The organism is Stenotrophomonas sp. 8(2023) (assembly GCF_030345295.1).
GTDB lineage: Bacteria > Pseudomonadota > Gammaproteobacteria > Xanthomonadales > Xanthomonadaceae > Stenotrophomonas > Stenotrophomonas muris.
In genome coordinates this window covers 2,372,612-2,389,820 of record NZ_CP128404.1, presented here as the reverse complement: position 1 = coordinate 2,389,820, position 17,209 = coordinate 2,372,612, and the positions used below count along the sequence as shown (strand labels likewise).

Here is a 17,209-nt window from a genome sequence, read left to right as displayed (position 1 = left end):
AGTGAATGCTCATTCCCGGCACCGAGGAGGCTTCCTGCATGGCCCGACGCAAGACGCTTCGTATTGCCACGTTCAACGTCAACGGCATCGGCACGCGCCTGCCACAGCTGCTGGACTGGCTGCACAGGGAATCGCCCGACGTGGTTGCCCTGCAGGAACTGAAGGCGACCGACGCCGCGTTTCCGGCTGCGTCATTGGAGGAGGCTGGGTACGGTGCGCTCTGGCAAGGTGAGGCGCGCTGGAACGGCGTGGCGTTGCTGGCTCGGGGGGCCACGCCGGTCGAGAGCCGCCGCCGATTGCCCGGCGAGCCCAGCGACACGCAGAGCCGCTACCTGGAGGCGGCGGTGCACGGGGTCATCGTGGGTGCCCTCTACCTGCCCAACGGCAACCCGCAGCCCGGGCCCAGGTTCGACTACAAGCTGCGCTGGATGGAACGCCTGATCCGGCACGCGCGCAGCCTGGTCGAACTGCCGCACCCGGCGCTGCTGCTGGGTGATTTCAACGTGATTCCCACCGAAGCCGACGTCTACGACCCCAAGGCCTGGCGCCGCGACGCGCTGTTCCAGCCCGAGGTTCGCGATGCCTTCGAGCGGCTGCTCGCGCAGGGTTGGACCGATGCGCTGCGGAAGGTGCACGGCGACGCCACGATCTACACCTTCTGGGACTATTTCCGCCAACATGCCGAGCGCGACCGTGGGCTGCGCATCGATCATCTGCTGTTGAATCCCGTACTGGCGGAGCGACTGAAGGACGCTGGCGTCGACCGTTGGGAGCGTCTGCAGGAAAAGGCCAGCGACCACGCGCCGACGTGGGTGACGGTGCGGGCGGCGTGATCAACGCACGGCGGGGCCTTCGCGCCGCTCGCGGCGCACGCGCGCGCGGGTCCGGTAGAGGCGGCTGTCCGCCTTCTGGATGGTGTCGGCCACAGGCTCACCGGCCGTGTTGATGGCTGCACCCATCGAGAAAGCGCTGGGCGACAGCGCAGCGTGGTCCTGGTACCAGTGCTCCAGTTCGCTCAACCGGCCATCCGCGGGCGCGACCAGTACCACCATGAATTCGTCGCCGCCCAGCCGCACCACCGTCTCCTCCTTGCCCAGCGGCGAGCGCAGGAAGGTGGCGAACTCGACCAGGACGGCGTCGCCGCGGCGGTGGCCCTGGGTGTCGTTGATGTGCTTGAAGTGGTCCAGATCGAACATCACGCAGGCCCAGCGCTCATCAATCAGTTCATCCAGCCGGTGCAGGTAACGCCGGTTGTAGCACTGCGTGAGCGGATCCTTGAAGGACATTTCGCGCAGCTGCTGCTCCTGCATCCTCAGCGCGGTGACGTCCTGTGCATGCCCCAGCACGTAGGGCGGGCTGGCCTCGCTGTCGAGCACGTTGTGGTACGCCCAGTAGTGGCGCGTACCGTCGGCGGCAATCAGCTCGATCACGCCAGCGTCGGTGTGGTTCGCCTGGATCCGAGCGAGGTAGGCCTTGAAGCCCTCGCGTTTTTCCGGTGGCATCAGGTCGCACAGGCTGCGCCCGACCATCTGGCTTTCCTCGAAGCCCAGCGACTGCACCGCCGCGGGATTCACCGAGGTCAATGTCCCGTCCAGCGTGTGGGTGCAGATCAGGCCCAGGCTGTAGTGGAACAGTCGCCGGTAGCGGGTCTCGCTCGCTTCCAGCGCGTCGAGCGCGGCTCGCTCGTCCGTGATGTCCTGGATCGCCCCGACCAGGCGCGGATGGCCGTCGACCTGTTGCCGGCTGCCGACCACCCGGGTCCAGATCGCGCGCCCGTCGGCGGTGGTCATTGGCAGCTGCACCTCCCAGGACGTGCCTTCGTCGATGCAACGCTGCACGGCCGCGCGGATGATGTTGCGGCTGTCTTCGCGATAGAACGACAGCGCGGTGTCGAGCGTCGGTTCAAAGTTGCTGCGCACGCCGTGCAACTGCTTGGTCTCGCGGGTCCAGCGCACTTCGTTGGTGACCAGGTCCATCTCCCAGCCGCCCACCCGGGCGGCGCGGTTGGTCCGCTCCAGGAAGTCTTCGCTGCGTTTCAGCTCGCGATGCAGCGCTTTCGCCTGGCCAACCTGCGCCATCAGGGTACTGCGCTGTTCCAGCACCTGGGTGGTGACCCGCGCCAGATGCACCATCAGTTCGCGCTGGGAGGGGGACAGCACGCCGGGCATCGGGTCGAGCAGGCACAGCGTGCCAATGCGTGCACCATGGGCCGAGCCCAGCGGGATGCCGGCGTAATGCCGGATGCGCGGCCCGGCGGTCACCAGGGGATTGGTCGAGAAGCGAGGGTCCTGGCGCGCGTCGGGTATCTCGAACAGCTCGTCGTGGCGGATCGCATGCGTGCAGAAGGAGATCTCGCGGGCCGTTCCGGTGACGCCCTCCAGCCCGATATTGGCCTTGAACCACTGCCGGTCTTCGGCCACCACGGTGATCAGTCCCATGGTCATGCCGGTCGCGGCGCGGGCGGCGGCGACGATGGCATCGAACACCGGCTCAGGGGGCGTATCCAGCAGGTGCAGTCGGTCGATTTCGAGCAGACGTTCGGCTTCGTCCATGGCGCTTTTCAGGGCTGGGTGGCGAGGGCGGTTGCGGCGGCTGGCTGGCGCTACGCTAGTGCGCACGGCGTTATGTATCGCCATGGCGGAGTGATGCCGATGTGAGGTGCCGCGCCCGCTCAGTGTTGCTGGAGCGATGCCTGCAGGGCGGTGGCCAGTGCGGCATCGCCGGATACCAGGTCCTGCCAGCGTAGCGTGATGCCCTTGCGTCGCCCCTTTTCGACCAGCTTGAGGCCTTCGGGGTCCACAGTGAGGGTATGGGGCCGGCCATCGATGTCCAGTTCGCGTCGCAGTGGTTTGTCGAGCGGGGTCATCATCGTTTCCTCGCAGGGGCGGGAGTACGCCGTGGCTGAATCGATACGTGACGATTGTCACGGATGTGCCAGCGCCAAGGGAAATCGACCGCGCGGGTGATGCCGATGCGTGGACCAATTACCGGGTCGGACGGAGGCGGGGTCCCATCGCTTGCGATCACGATGCCATGGCTGCCAGTAACCAGGTCGGCGCCGTCGAAACTGCGGTCCAGCCCGAATGCCTGCGAGAGCTTGCCGGGGCCGCTGGCCAGATCGTGATCCCGGCGCGCGGCGGGGCGCAGCTCGTGCATGCGCTCAAGGCCCGCCAGCGGCTCGACGGCCCGCAGCAGCACCGCCACGCCTTCACCGACCTCTCCGCAGACCACGTTGCTGCCCCAGTGCATGCCGTAGGTGAAGTAGACATACAGGTGGCCGGCCTCACCGAACATGCTGGCCGTGCGCGGCGTCTGCCCGCGATAGGAGTGCGCCGCCGGATCGACGCTGCCCGCGTACGCTTCGACTTCAACGATGCGACCCGTTCGGCCATCGTCACGGACCAGAAGTTTGTTGAGCAGCTCGGGCGCAACCTCGACGGGCGGGCGCCGGTAGAAGCTGCGCGGGAGGATCTGAAGAGAGGCGGGCAACCAATCCGGCACGGTAGAGGCAGGCTCGGGCAGATGTTGGTGGCACTGTGGCATTGGACTGGTGAAACGGGCGCAGACGCAGCGTCATTCCGGCGCGGACGGTGCCGCCAGCGTGGCGCGCCGGGCGGCGTAGACCTCGGGCGTCTGCGGCTTGATGAACAGTGCCACCAGCTCCGGATACTCGCGCTTTACCGCCGTTTCGATGCGGGTGATGCAGGCTTCAATCTGTGGGGTCTGCCGATCGTCCTCGAACTCGGCGCTGAGCATGGCCACGACCTGTTCCGGTCCCATCTGCATGGTGGTCACGCCGTTCGCGCGACGCAGGTCCGGATCGGTTTCGGCCACCGCCATGATCCGCTCGGCCACCGCAGGGTGGGCAGGCTCTCCAACCAGCAGGCCCTTGGTTTCACGGGCCAGGAGGAAGGCGGTTGCGGCCAGCACGCCGGCGATGCACAGCGACGCCACGCCATCAAGCACCGGCATATCCAGCACCTGCGCGGCCACCAGGCCGACCAACGCGAAGCCCAGCCCGAGCAACGCAGCGCTGTCTTCCAGCAGTACGGTGAAGGTGGAAGGATCCTTGCTGCGGCGGAAGGCTTCGAAGTAGCCAAGTCTGCCTTTGGTACGCCGGAACTCGCGCAGCGCCACCCACCAGGAGGCCCCCTCGAACAGGATGGAAATGCCCAGCACGCTGTAGCTCAACGCGTGGTTGGTAGCCGGCTCCGGCCGGCGGATGTGCTGGATGCCCTCGTACGCCGAGACGCCGGCGCCAGCGGCGAACACCAGCAGGGCGACGATGAAGCTCCAGAAGTACAGCTCGCGGCCATAGCCGAATGGATGTACCGGGTCTGGCGCCTTGCCGGCACGGCGCAGCCCGTACAGCAGCAGGAGTTCATTCAATGTGTCGACCAGCGAATGCACGCCCTCGCTGAGCATGGCCGAGCTGCCGGAGATGCCGGCAGCGATGAACTTTGCGATGGCAATGGCCAGGTTGCCCGCGAGGGCGGCATAGATGACCAGACGGGAACCGGTGGGAGCGGACATTTCGGCGGCGGGGCGGGGCGGACGCCTGATCTTCCCGATCAGCGCGTGCCCATTGCGTGCACGGCGCGATCAGTGCCCCTTGGGATTGAGGTACAAACGCGCCCCATCCGATTCACGGTAGCCCGTCCAGCGCCCACCGCCTGACGCGCGGAAGCGCCCGAACACGGTGTTGCTGGTGTCGGTGAGCAGCAGCTGGTTGCCCGACAGTACCCAACGGTTGGCCGAGAAGAAGCCATCCGGGCAGCCGGCGGGCACGTAGGCACTGTAGCCGCCGAACCACTCGATGTTCTTCAGCTCGATGGAGCAGGTGTTGCCGTTCTCCAGGCCCAGCGTCCAGCTGCCGAACAGATCGCTGTCGCGCACATCGCGGCCGCCACGGTGGCGGTCGTGGCCCCAGTCGTCGTTGTCGTCGTGGAAACCGAAGCCCACGTCGATCTCTTTGCTTTCGCTGCGTGACCCGGACTGCGAGCTGCCGCTGGTGGTGGTCTGGGTGGTCACCGCGCCACTGCTCTGGGTCCGGGTGCTGCTGGATTGCGTGGTCTGGTCGGTGTGGGTGGTCTGTTCGCCGAAGCCGAACGAGGCGTCCTGGGCCAGGGCGGGCAGGGCCAGGCAGCACAACGCGGACAGGCAGGTACGGGCGAGCACGGCAGCCATTGCAGCATCCTCGGAAGGGCGGACCGCGCGAGTATCGAACCGGTGGGGCGGGAGACGGTGTGAGGGTGTGCGCGGCGGCAGCCCAGCGAAGGGTAGTGTCGGCCGCTGGCCGGCTCCCACTTGGCGCCCAGAAACCGAAGGAATGCCGGCCAGCGGCCGGCACTACCCGCAGCCAGGCGGAGCCTGGCGCTACGGGTCGGGCTTTACCCGCACCACCCGTTTCCGGTACTCATACACATTGTCACCGCGGATACGCTTTTCCTCGGTGCCGGTAACCCGGCCTACCTGCTGGTCCGAGCCGGTGACCGGCTTGGCCTCGATGGCGGTCTCGTGCTCGAAGGAGTGCGATTTGTCGGTGTTGCGGTAATAGCGGTACAGCGCCCAGTACAGCGCGGTTGCGCCGGCCGGACCTGCCGCCAACAGCCAGAGGCCACTGTCGTCGCTCATGTCGATGCCACCAGGAAGGCAATTGCGAGGGCTTCAATGACGGTGCCGGTGGCCAGTGCCGCCAGCAGCATCTTCCATTGCTGCACAGGCACGCTGCCCATGGTTTCGCCGGTACGGCCGTTCACCGCGATGTAGTGCAGCATGCCGCCGTTCTTGCCGGGCTGGTGGTAGGAGTACAACCACACCGGCAGGTACATCGACACCCAGCGGGTGCCATGCACCTCCAGCTGCTCCTGTTCCCAGCGCACGCCACGGTTGTAGCGCTTCACCGAACCTTCCACCTGTGCGCGGGCGATCGACAGCAGCTGGTCTTCCAGACGCGGCCGCAGCTTTTCGACATCCAGGTTGCGCTTCTCCGAAGTGAAGCCGGCCAGGTACGAGGCGTTCCACTTCACCGCGTTCTTGGTGTCGAACGGCAGGATGGTGTTGATGATGTTGTTGGTATTGGCGCGGGTATCGAGATTCCCGCGCTCGGCCGAGGATTCCAGTGGCAGGTCATCGACCGTGAAGTCGACCTGGCGCTCGACCTGGTAGACGTCTGCGTCGTACAGGGTGCGCTTGTTCTTCTCGCTGCCCACGGTGTACTGCCGGGTCTGGATCTCACCCTTGCCGGCCACGGCCGCGCTGACATTGCTGTCGACGATCATGTAGGGCAGGAACACGCCCACCACGTTTTCCGGGGTGAACTGGTCCTTGAACGCCTTCAGCGCGAACATGCGGCGCTTGTCGACGAACTGGCGGATGCGCGCGACCGCATCGTCCTTCCTGATATGGAAGGGCAGCACTGCATCGGGCACCGCGCCATTGGCGATCTGCTCGTTGACGCCGAACACATGGCGGCACCAGTGGCAGCGCGCCGTCATCGTACTCTCGGTATTGACCGTGACTTCAGCGCCGCACCCGGTGCATTTGAACGTCATCAGTGCCGAGGTGTCGGCGTCGATGTCACGTGCGCCAGAGGCAATGACCGTACCGCGCAGCTGGTCGATGGCCTCGCCCAGGCCGAACTCTTCCTCGACGCGTGCGCCATGCCATTCGTGACGGCAGTACAGGCAGACCAGGATGTCGGTGCCGGCCTTGGGCCGGATGTCGGTGGCACCGCACTTCGGGCAGCGGTTGAGGCCGTCCTTCAGCTCGCTGGCCGACGTATCGATGGCCACCGGGTCGGGCGCTTCCACTTCATCACGGATGGCCTGTGGCAGTTTCGAGGTGTCCAGCGGGAAGCTGCCGGGCAGGGGAGGGACGTCCTGCGGCGAACCGGGCCCATCCAACGACGCCGCCGGCAAGGGCGGCGGCATCGCGGGCGCGGATCCGGGCAGCGGCGGCGGGCCGTTTCGGGGATCGGACATGTTCGTTGTGCGTCCTGCTGTTACAGGCCCAGTGCCTTGGCCTTCAGGGCGTCATAGTCGCCCTGGGTGATCAGGCCCAGATCCAGCATTTCCTTGGCCTTCTTCAGCTTGGCCACCGGGTCGTCGGCAGCCGGGGCGACCGGCTGCTGCATGCCGCCGACACCGAACATGCCCGAGGCCATGCCGACACCGACCAGGCCAGCCGCTCCGCCGTTCTCGCCGGCCGACTGGATGCCCTGGGCGACGCTGGCCTGCAGGTTGGAATTGCCGCGCGAACCCGACAGGGCATCGGCGCGCTGCACGGTCTTCAGCAGTTCGCGGGTGTTGGCGTCGTACTCGATCGAGACGATGGCGGTCTTGACGATGGCCAGGCCGCGGTCGGACTTCCACTGGTAGCCCTGCTCGACGGCGGCAGACAGGCTCTGTGCAAAGCCCAGCGAATCCTGCTGCAGCTTGGTGATGCGGTTGCCCTTGCCCGGGTCGTTCGTGTACAGGCTGAAGGCCGGGGCCAGCGAACCGACCACTTCATTGAACAGCTGGCTGGCGGCGGCGTTGTCCAGGTCGGTGAAGTCGAACACCTGGCCCGGCTGCAGGTAGCTGGCCGGCACGAAGTTCTTCACGAACAGGATCGGGTCGACGATCTTCAGCGTGTAGGAGCCGCGCGTGACCGCACCCACCTGGGTGTTGAGGAAGCCGTCGTCCCAGTAGATTTCCGACTGGGTACCGAAGCGGTTGTCCGGCAGTTCCTTCAGCGACACGAAATACGCCGCCTGCTGCGAACCCGGCTGGCCGCCGAACTTGAAGCGCTCCCAGCTCTGCTTGATGAACGTGCTGACCAGGCCGTCGCCGGCGAAGATCGACTGCGAGTTCAGATCGTCCGAACGCCACTCGTAGCCACCCGGTTCGGCGACGAACGCGGTGATCGCGCCGTCCTGGAACAGCAGCAGGCCGTAGCCCTCCGGCACGATGATCTTCGAGCCGTTGGTGATGATGTTGGACGAGCCGCTGGTATTGGAGCCGCGGCCGGCATTGGTGCCGCGCGGTACCGCCGCGAACAGGGCCGCCGTCGAGGGCAGGCCCGTGGGCACGGTGTAGAAGTCCTTCCACTGGTCGGCCAGCACACCACCCACCGCACCCTTCACCGCCTGTACCAGACCCATGTCCAACTCCCTGTGATTCGAGGGCAGGCACCATGCCTGCCGAGCTGGACTGACTATAGAGGAGCGGGATGGGCCGCCGCCACCGCCGCGCGCGCCTGCCATTCATCATGGCGCGACGGCGACGGCAGGCTTTCAGGCCATGCCGCGCGCGATCAGGGCATAGCCGATCATCAGTGCCAGGCACAGTGGCAGGGTGAGGAAGGAGGCGATCATCCAGCGCAGCGCCTTGCGCGAAGCCTCGGTGGCCGCGCCGATCTGGCCGCTGGCGACCAGTGACGTGCTGCGGTTGGCGTAGACGGTGGCGACGATGCCGAACGGCCAGAAGCCGGCGATGATGCTCAGGATGGCCCACATCAGGTAGTTCCTGGGGGGCACGGGTGGCGGGGTGCGGTCCATGCGGTCGATCTCCTTGATCGTGCTGCGGTCGGGAGCGCGAGTATGCCGACAGGCCAGGTGCAGCGGAAGGAATGCCACCCGTGCGTGGTGCGCAATCTTCTGCTGGTCGATGGGTCATTGATCGGGGGAGGCGGCGCGGCAGGCAGGCGCGGTGGCCTGCGGGCCTGGGCGAGCAGGCGGTGCAGCCGTCACGGCGGCGCAATACGTGCCCGTCCCTGGTTCGCTCAGACGCGTTGATCATCAGCGTGGATGGAATCCCGGCGCCTTGCCTTCACCTGCTTTGCAGTGCGCCGCGCACGGAAACGCGGGCGACAAATATCCGGCGCGGATATTCACGTCATTATCATGCTTATTTTCTGGAAACTCGTTTCCCATAATCCAGGGACGCGATGGCCGGAACACAGGGAGCGCCGCGTCACAGGAAGTGCCGCCCTGTGGCGCACGCCCCCGGCCTGGACGACGTCCGCCTTGCCGACCTCCAGCAGCGATGGCAGTTCCCGGCACTGCGGGAGCGGGCAGCGTGCACGGCACCAGCGGTGCGACCAGCGGGTACGGCATGCGGCGTGGACGTCGCAGCATCCCGCGATGATGCCGGAGGGCCTGCATCGCGAGATCGCCCGTTGCAGATGCATCGGGTCGCCATTCCAAAGGGGAGTTTCGATGCACAGGCAAGTCAGTGAGATGCTGCAGCGCGCTTATCGGCCCTATCCGTCATTGCCCGAGCTGCTGGGCGCGTTCGTGAAGGAGCTGTCCCAGCACAAGGTGATGCGGGGTGGCCAAGTGCGGTTGCGTGGTGCGGTGGCAGGGGCGGCTGCGGGGTTGCCAGCTGCGTCCGGGGAAGAGGTTTCCTTGCAGCGGGTTCCCATCCGCTATGGCGGCGAGGTGTTGGGTGAGCTGCACCTGGAAGGCGAGAAGGGCCGGCTGGATGGCAGTGCCCTGGCGCTGGGGGAGCAGTTTGCCCAGCGTTGCGCGCATCTGATCAAGCGCTACGAAGCCAAGGCCTGGGCCGAACAGGCATTGAGCCGGCCGCTGTTGCTGGTCGGCGCCGGCGAGGCGCTGAAGCAGATGGATGAATTCGTGGAGCGCGCGGCGGCCAGCCCGTTGCCGGTCCTGCTGCGCGGCGAGTTTGGTACCGAGAAGATGGAGCTGGCCGCCGCCCTGCACAGTGGCGGCCCTTCCCGGCAGGGCCCGTTTGTCGAAGTGAACTGTGTTCACCCGCTGGGCGAAGCCAGCGACTGGTTCGCGCGCGCGCAGGGCGGGACGCTGTACTTCCACGAAGTCGACGAACTGCCGGTGCCGCTGCAGGGGCAGCTGTCACATCGCATGCGTGGGCTGCCTGCCGCTCAAGCTGACGCGCTGGCGGCCGGCCCGATACGGGTGATCGCGTCGACCAGCGCGGACCTGGAACAACGGGTGAGAGAGAAGCAGTTCTCGCGCGCCCTGCTGGCCGGGCTGGAGTTCCTGACCGTGGATATTCCACCGCTGCGCGAACGGGTGGAGGACATCGGCGCGCTGGCGGCGCGTTCGCTGGAGCTGCATGGATTCAATCCCCGCGTGCTGGGCGACGATGTGCTGGAAGCCCTGTGCGCGCACGACTGGCCCGGCAATCTGCTGGAAATGGAGCGGGTGGTGGTCCGGCTGGCGGTGATGACCGGTGGCCGATGCATCCGTCGTGAGGATCTTGCACGCCACGCGCCGGATCTGGCTGCAGGCCACGTTGCCAGCGATGCCGGGCGCGCCCCGCAACGGCTGCCCGCGGTTGAGCAGACCGTCGGTCCTGCGCCCGCGCAGCCGGATACGCCGCGGGCAGCGCATGAAGGCCTGCACGACGGTCTGAAACGCGCCCTGGCCTACCTGAAGGACCATGCCGCAGAGCCGCTCACGCTGGGCGACCTTGCCCGTCAGGCCCATGTGAGCCAGTCACACCTGGGATTCCTGTTCCGCAGCGAGCTGGGCACGACGTTCAAGCTGCTGCTGCAGCAACTGCGCATCGAGCACGCCAAGCAGCTGCTGCGGGATGGGCAGCGCCTGCGCATTACCGATGTCGCACTGCAGGTCGGCTTCGGTGACCTGAGCCACTTCGAAAAGAGCTTCCGGCGCGCGGTAGGGGTCAGCCCGCGCAGCTACCGGCGAAGCCCGCACCAGTAAAAGCAACGCCCCGGTGCAGGCGCGGGCCTGCCCGGGGCGTTGGGATGGCAGATGCGGCGTCAGCGCGCGTTGGCTTCGGCAGCGCGCTGCACGGCCTGTTCGGCCGCTTCGTCCGCGCATCGCGCGGCCTCGGCGGCGGCCTCGACCGCGCGTTGCGAAACCTTCATCGCGGTGCGGATGCCTTCTTCACTGGCAGCCATTGCGGCGTCCGCCAGTTCCTGGGCGATCTCCATCGGGGTTCTGCCCGCCGGATGGGCGGGAGTGGGCTTGCCGGGAAGCGGGGTCGGGAAGGTCATCGTCGGTGCTCCTGCTGGGGATGAGGGGGGAACACCGTCACTGCGCTCCCCCAGGATGTGGCGCAATGCCGCCTGGGCATCGGCCAGGATCTTCTGCGCCTGTTGCCGGGCCGCCAGGCGTCCGGCAGCAACGGCCGCGCCGGCTGCCGAAGCAAAGGCCTCTGTTGCTGCCCGCACGCCATCGCCATCTGGCGCCGGAGCCGGGTTCACACTGCATCCTTCTGATAATCCACCCGCGCTTCATCGCCCAGGTGGCGGCGGGTTCGGCGGTAATCCTGCAGGGTGATCACATTGTCCTCCACCTGTATCAGCGCCTTCGCTCTGGAACCATCGATCGCGAACTGCACGCTGGCACCGTCCTGGCCGAGCCGGCCACGGGAAACCGGATGTTCGTTGAGGAATTCCTGCGCATCGCGCAGCTGCCACCGCGCGGCCTCGCGCAACCGGCTGTCATCCTGCAGCAGTTCGGGTTCGTCGTCGAAGCAGGCCGCCATCTGCTGGGCGGCCAGCGATATGCGGGCATAGCCGATCTGCCGGTGCGCGGCCAGGCTTGCGTCGATCGCCTCGCGCACCTGCTCTGGCGACGGCAACTGTGGCAGCTGCGGCCCGTCCAGGAAGCCGAACAGGATCGGCAGCACCTGCTGCAACGCACGGGTGGCACGCGTCAGCCGATGCTCGCGGCTGCCACCTCCTGCGCTCACCCGCTGGTAGAAGCGGAAGTAGTCGGCAAACTCGATGGGCCTGCGCGCGTGCAGCAGCGCGAAGCCGGCAGCGTCGGCCAGGTCGTCGCGCCCTGCGGCGGACATGCCCACCTCACCGGCCAGCTGGTGGAGCGCCACCGATTCGCGAAAGTCCAGCTGCTGCAGCAGGGGTGCATCGGCCGCGCCGATCGAAGCCAGGAACGCGCGCGAGGCGCCGAGCTCGGCGTTGGTCAGCAGCCGGTGTTTTTCCAGCACTCGCTGTGCCTCGATGTGCGACAGGCGTGTCTCGTCATCAAACTCCATGTTGCGCAGGGCACCGAGGTCGCTGGCACCAAGGCTGAGCAGCTTGACCGGGCCGATCTGCAACCCGGTGCGCGGCAACCATGTCATGCGCGAACCGTGCAGGCCCTGTTGCACCCCATCGAGCATCGTGCCCTCGTCGGAGAAGGCGTAGCGGTGCTCGTGCGATTCCATGGCCCACTTCAACCAGTGCTCGCCGCCGTCGATGAACTGAAGGACCTGCCTGCAGGATTGACTGATCAGGTTGGCCTGGGGGATGGAACGACCGGCAATGAAAATGCTCATGCGTGGATCTCCTGGCGGCCTCACTGGGCCGGAAATTCCTTGAGGACGGTCGCAGCGGCATTGCCGACGCGGTTGAAGTCGGCGGTGGCCCCCTGCATCATGTTCTGCGCCTGCGTGAGTACCCTCGCGTACTTTTCGTCCCCCGTCGCCAGGTACTGGGCCATGGCCACGCCGGCCGCGGTGGTCGCGATGGTTGAGACATTGCGCAGGGCGTCGGCGGCATCCTGTACGGCGATCGCCGCAGACTGGGCCACCGACTGGTAGGCCTTGCCGGCACCACTGGTCGTCACGACGGTCGCTGACATGGTGGCCGTCTGCACCTGGTTGATCACATCGATGATCTGGGCGTTGACGTTCCTCGGGTCCATACGGGCTCCTTGATGGGCGGGTGGGGCCGCAGGCGGCCTGCAGTCTGTCAGGCCCCGGCGTCAGCGTCGTCTGCCGGGGAAGGGGAAGGGGAAGGGGAGTCTGGCGCGGGATCCTGGGCGGGACCTGCGTCCGGATCCGGACCGGACGCGGGGCCGGGCGCAGGACCGGGCGCGGGCGCTGCCGCATTGCCTGCAAGCGTTTGGAGTGCATGCAGGCTGCTGGTAGCGGCCGCAGCGTCGGCAGTGGCACCGTGGGTCTGTGCCTGCAGGACGCTGATGGCGGTCTTTCCTTCTGCGGTGGCCGCGGCGATCACCGCCGCAGGCGAAGGGGGCGCCGGCACCGGGCCGGGCAGGGGGATGACCTGCGGTGGTGGCGGCGGAGGGGGTTCCGGAGCGGGTGGCGGCACCGGCCAGGGAGCGTTGATCATCTTCGCGCAGGTGGCGGTCACCGCTGCGTTGCTGACCATGCCTGCACCCTGCTGGCGCGCGACGGCGTTGTGCATGGCGGTGCCCAGCGTCTCCAGCATCACCATGTCCAGCATGCTGAAGGACTGCGCCGGACCCTGGGCCACCAGCAACGTCGAGGCGGCGCTGACGCTGTCGACGATCTGGCTGTTGACGGTGTTCTCACTGCTCATGACGGAACGGCTCCCTTCTGGATGATCAGGGCCAGGATCTGGGCCAGGCTTGCGCCGGCGGTCACCTGGCCGCGTTGCTGGTTGGCCACCGCGTTCTGCATTGCCAGGCCGAGGCTGTCGGCCATCGCCAGGTAGGTGGCGGACATCGCGAACGAGGGGGCAAGGGCGATCGCCACACCGGATCCGGCGCTGGTGGTTGCCAGCAGGTAGCCGGTGGCGGGCGATGCGGCCATCGATCAGGGGCCCGACGTGACGCCGCCCTGGGCGGGGGCGCGGTGGTTGGCGTCACGCCGGGCCGACACGTCAGCGCAGGCCCAGGATTTCGCGGGTGGCCACGCCGTTGGAGGCGGTGTCGATCGCATACAGCGTGGACACCCCCTGGGTGGTCGACGCCTGCATGGTCACGTAGGACTGCTGCTGGTTGTTGGTGGCGTTGTGCGCGGCGTTGGACAGCGCCTGGCTGGTGGCCACGAACAGGTTGCCCATTGCGATGGCCGGCGCATCGCCAAGCACCTTGGTGTTGACCTGCGAGACCGAATCGGTGATCTGGCTGTTGACGGCGGTGGGAAATGCCATGGTGGAAGCTCCTAGGGTGGACAGCACTACAGGAACGGAGATTGCCGGCACTCAATGGAATCAGCCGAGAATCTTCCGGGTGGCGGCGCCGGTGGCGCCGGTATCGACGGCGTAGAGCAGCGCGACGCCCATCGTGGTCGCGGCCTGCGCCGTGACATACATCTGCTGCTGGGCGAGCGTCGCGTTGTGGGCGGCATTGGCCAGCGCCTGCGCGGTGGCCTGGTACAGCGTGCCCATTGCCGTGGCAGGCGCCACGCCCAGCACCTGCAGGTTGGCCTGGCTGACCGAGTCGGTGATCTGGTCGTTGACGGCCGTGGGAAATGCCATGGCTCAGCTCCTTGCCTGCCGGCGCATCACGCGCCGAGGATCTGCTTGGTGGCCACGCCGGTGGTGGCGGTGTCGATCGAGTACAGCGTGGCCACGCCCATGGTGGTGGCCGCCTGCGCCGTCACATAGGACTGCTGCTGCGCATTGGTGGCGTTGTGGGCGGCGTTGGCCAGCGCCTGCGCAGTGGCCTGGTACAGATTGCCCATGGCCACGGCGGGCGCGTCGCCCAGCACCTTGGTGTTGGCCTGGGTGACCGAATCGGTGATCTGGTCGTTTACAGCGGTCGGGAATGCCATGTCGATCTCCTTGAGGTTGGCGGGTCAGCGATGGAACGACAGATCAGGAGCCCAGGCCGCGGACGCGGGTGCTGAGGATTTCCTTGCTCGCTACCGCCGTGGTGGCGGTATCGATCGAGTACAGAGTGGCCACGCCCATGGTGGTGGCCGACTGCGCGGTGACGTAGGACTGCTGCTGCGCGTTGGTGGCGTTGTGGGCGGCATTGGCCAGCGCCTGTGCGGTGGCCTGGTACAGATTGCCCACTGCCACGGCGGGCGCGTCGCCCAGCACCTTGGTGTTGGCCTGGGTGACCGAATCGGTGATCTGGTCGTTTACCGCGGTTGGAAATGCCATGTCCTGCTCCTGCGAAAGGGTGGAAGTGCGTGGTATCCAGTGTCACGGTGCGTTGCCTGCAGCGGCCTGGGCTTCACCGTGGGGCCAGAGTAGGAAATGGCGTCGCCGCCGGATTGGCGGAATCGACGGAGAATGCGGTGGGATCACCGTGAAGGTGCGGCGTGAATACGGCGGAACTGATGATCATCGCCGTCGTCGCCAGCGCTGGCGCTGGCGCGTTGCCCTGCAGCACACAGGGCCTGCGCGTGGGCAGCGCGATCCGGCGGCGACGGGCTGTGGGCCACGGCGTCGCCGGTTCGGGCGGGTCAGAGCATGTAAGGGATCTTGAACGCCAGCGTGAAGTCCGGCGCATCCGGGGTCAGCCCGATGCCCAGCAGGGTCACCAGCGTGGTGTGCTGGTTGAGCGCATACGTCACACCCAGATTCAGTGACGCCGCGTTGGCGTCGCTGCCAATCACTTTCATCCACTTCCCGCCCTGGAAACGGGTGGAAGCGCGGGCGCTGATGCGGTCGCTGAAGGACAGGCTGAGACTGGTGCGCTCGTTGAACGCAAAGGCCACGCCGGCGCCGAAGTAGACCGAGCCGCCGAGCTTCACGTCACCCGGGTTGACCGTGTCGGGGTTGCTGTCGATGTCACTGAAACCACGCGGGAACGAATGCACGTAGCCGAGGTTGGCGAACAGGATCGCCGGATCGGCTGTCTTGACCATCGACAGCCCGACGTTGGCCTGCCACACGCCATTGCCGGTCGGTTGTTCCTTGGGCACGGCGAAGCGGATGTAGTCATCGTCATCGCGCTCGATCACTTTCCAGTCCAGGCCGTAGGGCGCACGCCCGGTGGGCGCGGTCACTCCGGCGGTGAGTACGGCTTCCGGGCGCCAGCCGCGCTCGCCGAACAAGCGGTAATTCGCACTCAGGCCGATATCGCCCAGGCCGTTGCCATTGGTTTCTTCCTGCGCGATCGCGGCCGCCGCACCGCCGGCACCGCCCTTCTGGTAGACGGTGCGCCGCGCCAGGTATGGCACGTCCAGGTTGAGCGTCAGGTTCGGGCTGACGCCCCAGCGCGCGGCCAGATTGTAGGTGAGCGAATCGGACTCGACGTTCTCGATGGCGATGTTGCCGAGGAAGATCGCATCCAGCGCCAGGAAGCCATTGAGGGTGAGCTGCTTGCGGTCGTAGCGGGCGTAGGTGAGGCTGTTCTCGACGGTGAAGCGGCGCGAGAACAGCGCCGACTGCTGCTGTTTCACATCATCCACGCTGCGCCGCGATTCCTGCTTTGCCTGCTGCGCCTCGGCGGCACTGCTGGCATAGCCTTCGCTGCCCGGTGACGTCTGCAGGGGCGAGCCATGCTCGACGGGCGCAGCCGTAGACGGGGCCATCGGGCCAACCTTCCCACTCAGGCGCGCCTGCATCGCCTGCACCTGCATGTCCAGTTCGCGCAGCCGCCGCACTTCCTGCGCGTAGTTGGATTTGAGCTGCTCCAGCTGGTTGGCCAGCGCCTGCACGTCGGCGCCATCATCCGCCGCGGGTGGCGCGGCGAAGGCGGTGCCCGCCAGCGCCGCCAGCGCCAACGGGGTGATCCTCATCAGGGTGTGCATGTTCGTGTCCTGCGTTGTGGAACGCTTCCCCCAACGCCGTGCCGTGGTACTACCGGCCCGGCCCCATGCCGCGGTTCATCGCAATCGCCTGGGCCACGTTCTGGCTCAACGGCAGGTTGCCGCCCGCGGTATCCCGCACCAGCTCCAGCCGCAGCTGGTTGCTGGCGATCTGGCCGTCACCGGCCAGGGCGATGCCCTGGCCGACGCTGCCGTTGCGTATCCATTGCTGGACCAGGCCCTGGCCATCTACCTGCAACAGCAGGCGTGCCTGGTTGCCGTCGAGCACCGCGGAGGCCGAGACGCCTTCGGCCTGTGCGCTGATCGAATGGGCACCGTCACCCGGCAGGGCCGGCACCGCGCCATTGCTTACCACCAGCGTGGTCGCATTGCGGGCGACGTTGCCATCGCCGGCCACCTGCACGCTCTGCACCACGCCGCTGGCGTTGGCCAGGCCGCTGCTGTCGATGTGGCGACCCTGCGTGTCCGGCAGCGGCGCATCTGCGGCGGTGACGTGCACGCTGGGCTGGAAGCTCATTTTCGGGCTGCCCCCGCCGCGGAAGTCCATGCCCAGGGTCAACGCACCCTGCAACACGCTTCCGTTGCTGGCCTGCCACTGCGAGACCATCGTCACCCCGAACCAGGCGACAGTATTGCCGCCCACGGTGTAACGGCCCCGCATCAGGTTCAGTTCGGGATCCGGGATTTCCTTCAGGCCGCGCCCGGGCGCCGCGTCCGCCGCCTGCAGGGGCAGGGCGGGGCAGGCCAGCAGCAGGACCATCAACAGGCGGTGACGGAACATGGCG

General features: G+C 67.1%; 22 protein-coding genes. 2 read left to right on the top strand and 20 right to left on the bottom strand.

The annotated features are described in order from the left end of the window. The first annotated feature begins 38 nt into the window (after positions 1 to 38). The gene (locus tag QP609_RS11265; protein WP_197621311.1) at positions 39 to 833 is read left to right on the top strand and encodes an exodeoxyribonuclease III; all 795 of its coding nucleotides are present in this window, start codon (positions 39 to 41) and stop codon (positions 831 to 833) included. Here QP609_RS11265 and QP609_RS11260 read toward each other — a convergent pair whose 3' ends face one another. The 9 genes from QP609_RS11260 to QP609_RS11220 form a co-directional block, all read right to left on the bottom strand. Continuing rightward, positions 834 to 2,552 (bottom strand): PAS domain S-box protein, encoded by a 1,719-nt coding sequence (locus tag QP609_RS11260; protein WP_046430822.1) that lies wholly within the window; start codon positions 2,550 to 2,552, stop codon positions 834 to 836. Between the two features lie 119 nt (positions 2,553 to 2,671). After that, the gene (locus QP609_RS11255) at positions 2,672 to 2,866 is read right to left on the bottom strand and encodes a hypothetical protein (RefSeq protein WP_014647268.1); all 195 of its coding nucleotides are present in this window, start codon (positions 2,864 to 2,866) and stop codon (positions 2,672 to 2,674) included. Next, entirely contained in the window at positions 2,866 to 3,501 is a 636-nt protein-coding gene (locus tag QP609_RS11250) for a DNA-3-methyladenine glycosylase (protein WP_053495022.1), read from the bottom strand. Before QP609_RS11250 ends, QP609_RS11255 begins: the two co-directional genes overlap by 1 nt. Positions 3,502 to 3,573: 72 nt before the next feature. Continuing rightward, positions 3,574 to 4,533 (bottom strand): cation diffusion facilitator family transporter, encoded by a 960-nt coding sequence (locus QP609_RS11245; RefSeq protein ID WP_197621314.1) that lies wholly within the window; start codon positions 4,531 to 4,533, stop codon positions 3,574 to 3,576. Positions 4,534 to 4,602: 69 nt separating this feature from the next. Then, the gene (locus QP609_RS11240) at positions 4,603 to 5,187 is read right to left on the bottom strand and encodes an AprI/Inh family metalloprotease inhibitor (protein ID WP_142234781.1); all 585 of its coding nucleotides are present in this window, start codon (positions 5,185 to 5,187) and stop codon (positions 4,603 to 4,605) included. 189 nt (positions 5,188 to 5,376) lie between these two features. Beyond that, complete coding sequence (locus QP609_RS11235) at positions 5,377 to 5,634, bottom strand: hypothetical protein (protein WP_014647264.1); 258 nt, start codon at positions 5,632 to 5,634, stop codon at positions 5,377 to 5,379. Next, positions 5,631 to 6,983 (bottom strand): TFIIB-type zinc ribbon-containing protein, encoded by a 1,353-nt coding sequence (locus tag QP609_RS11230; protein ID WP_164165653.1) that lies wholly within the window; start codon positions 6,981 to 6,983, stop codon positions 5,631 to 5,633. The genes QP609_RS11235 and QP609_RS11230 overlap by 4 nt, the downstream gene beginning before the upstream one ends. Before the next feature lie 20 nt (positions 6,984 to 7,003). Next, on the bottom strand, positions 7,004 to 8,143 hold the full coding sequence (locus QP609_RS11225; RefSeq protein ID WP_014647262.1) for an SPFH domain-containing protein: 1,140 nt from the start codon (positions 8,141 to 8,143) through the stop codon (positions 7,004 to 7,006). 132 nt (positions 8,144 to 8,275) lie between these two features. Continuing rightward, entirely contained in the window at positions 8,276 to 8,539 is a 264-nt protein-coding gene (locus QP609_RS11220) for a CD225/dispanin family protein (RefSeq protein WP_041863485.1), read from the bottom strand. 660 nt (positions 8,540 to 9,199) lie between these two features. Here QP609_RS11220 and QP609_RS11215 point away from each other — a divergent pair. Next, positions 9,200 to 10,687 (top strand): AraC family transcriptional regulator, encoded by a 1,488-nt coding sequence (locus QP609_RS11215; RefSeq protein ID WP_014647260.1) that lies wholly within the window; start codon positions 9,200 to 9,202, stop codon positions 10,685 to 10,687. Positions 10,688 to 10,746: 59 nt separating this feature from the next. Here the strand turns inward: QP609_RS11215 and QP609_RS11210 are convergent, their stop codons facing one another. The 11 genes from QP609_RS11210 to QP609_RS11160 form a co-directional block, all read right to left on the bottom strand. Next, positions 10,747 to 10,983, bottom strand: a complete 237-nt coding sequence (locus tag QP609_RS11210; RefSeq protein WP_032956529.1) for a hypothetical protein — start codon at positions 10,981 to 10,983, stop codon at positions 10,747 to 10,749. Between the two features lie 206 nt (positions 10,984 to 11,189). Then, a complete protein-coding gene (locus QP609_RS11205; RefSeq protein WP_169412697.1) occupies positions 11,190 to 12,269 on the bottom strand; it encodes a hypothetical protein in 1,080 nt (359 codons plus the stop codon). A gap of 20 nt (positions 12,270 to 12,289) precedes the next feature. Continuing rightward, the gene (locus QP609_RS11200) at positions 12,290 to 12,637 is read right to left on the bottom strand and encodes a hypothetical protein (protein ID WP_014647257.1); all 348 of its coding nucleotides are present in this window, start codon (positions 12,635 to 12,637) and stop codon (positions 12,290 to 12,292) included. Between the two features lie 47 nt (positions 12,638 to 12,684). Beyond that, positions 12,685 to 13,275 (bottom strand): RebB family R body protein, encoded by a 591-nt coding sequence (locus tag QP609_RS11195; protein WP_197621315.1) that lies wholly within the window; start codon positions 13,273 to 13,275, stop codon positions 12,685 to 12,687. Further along, complete coding sequence (locus QP609_RS11190; RefSeq protein WP_075076952.1) at positions 13,272 to 13,508, bottom strand: RebB family R body protein; 237 nt, start codon at positions 13,506 to 13,508, stop codon at positions 13,272 to 13,274. Before QP609_RS11190 ends, QP609_RS11195 begins: the two co-directional genes overlap by 4 nt. Before the next feature lie 70 nt (positions 13,509 to 13,578). Continuing rightward, positions 13,579 to 13,851, bottom strand: coding sequence for a RebB family R body protein (locus tag QP609_RS11185; RefSeq protein WP_005416651.1), 273 nt, complete (start codon positions 13,849 to 13,851; stop codon positions 13,579 to 13,581). A gap of 60 nt (positions 13,852 to 13,911) precedes the next feature. Then, the gene (locus QP609_RS11180; protein ID WP_006446865.1) at positions 13,912 to 14,178 is read right to left on the bottom strand and encodes a RebB family R body protein; all 267 of its coding nucleotides are present in this window, start codon (positions 14,176 to 14,178) and stop codon (positions 13,912 to 13,914) included. Positions 14,179 to 14,204: 26 nt separating this feature from the next. Continuing rightward, complete coding sequence (locus tag QP609_RS11175) at positions 14,205 to 14,474, bottom strand: RebB family R body protein (RefSeq protein ID WP_005416649.1); 270 nt, start codon at positions 14,472 to 14,474, stop codon at positions 14,205 to 14,207. Positions 14,475 to 14,517: 43 nt separating this feature from the next. Next, positions 14,518 to 14,808 carry a RebB family R body protein gene (locus QP609_RS11170; protein WP_005416648.1) on the bottom strand — a complete coding sequence of 97 codons (291 nt, stop codon included), beginning with the start codon at positions 14,806 to 14,808 and terminating at the stop codon, positions 14,518 to 14,520. 305 nt (positions 14,809 to 15,113) lie between these two features. After that, entirely contained in the window at positions 15,114 to 16,406 is a 1,293-nt protein-coding gene (locus QP609_RS11165; RefSeq protein ID WP_197604642.1) for a transporter, read from the bottom strand. A gap of 49 nt (positions 16,407 to 16,455) precedes the next feature. Continuing rightward, positions 16,456 to 17,205, bottom strand: coding sequence for a hypothetical protein (locus QP609_RS11160; RefSeq protein WP_197621316.1), 750 nt, complete (start codon positions 17,203 to 17,205; stop codon positions 16,456 to 16,458). Between the last annotated feature and the right edge of the window lie 4 nt (positions 17,206 to 17,209).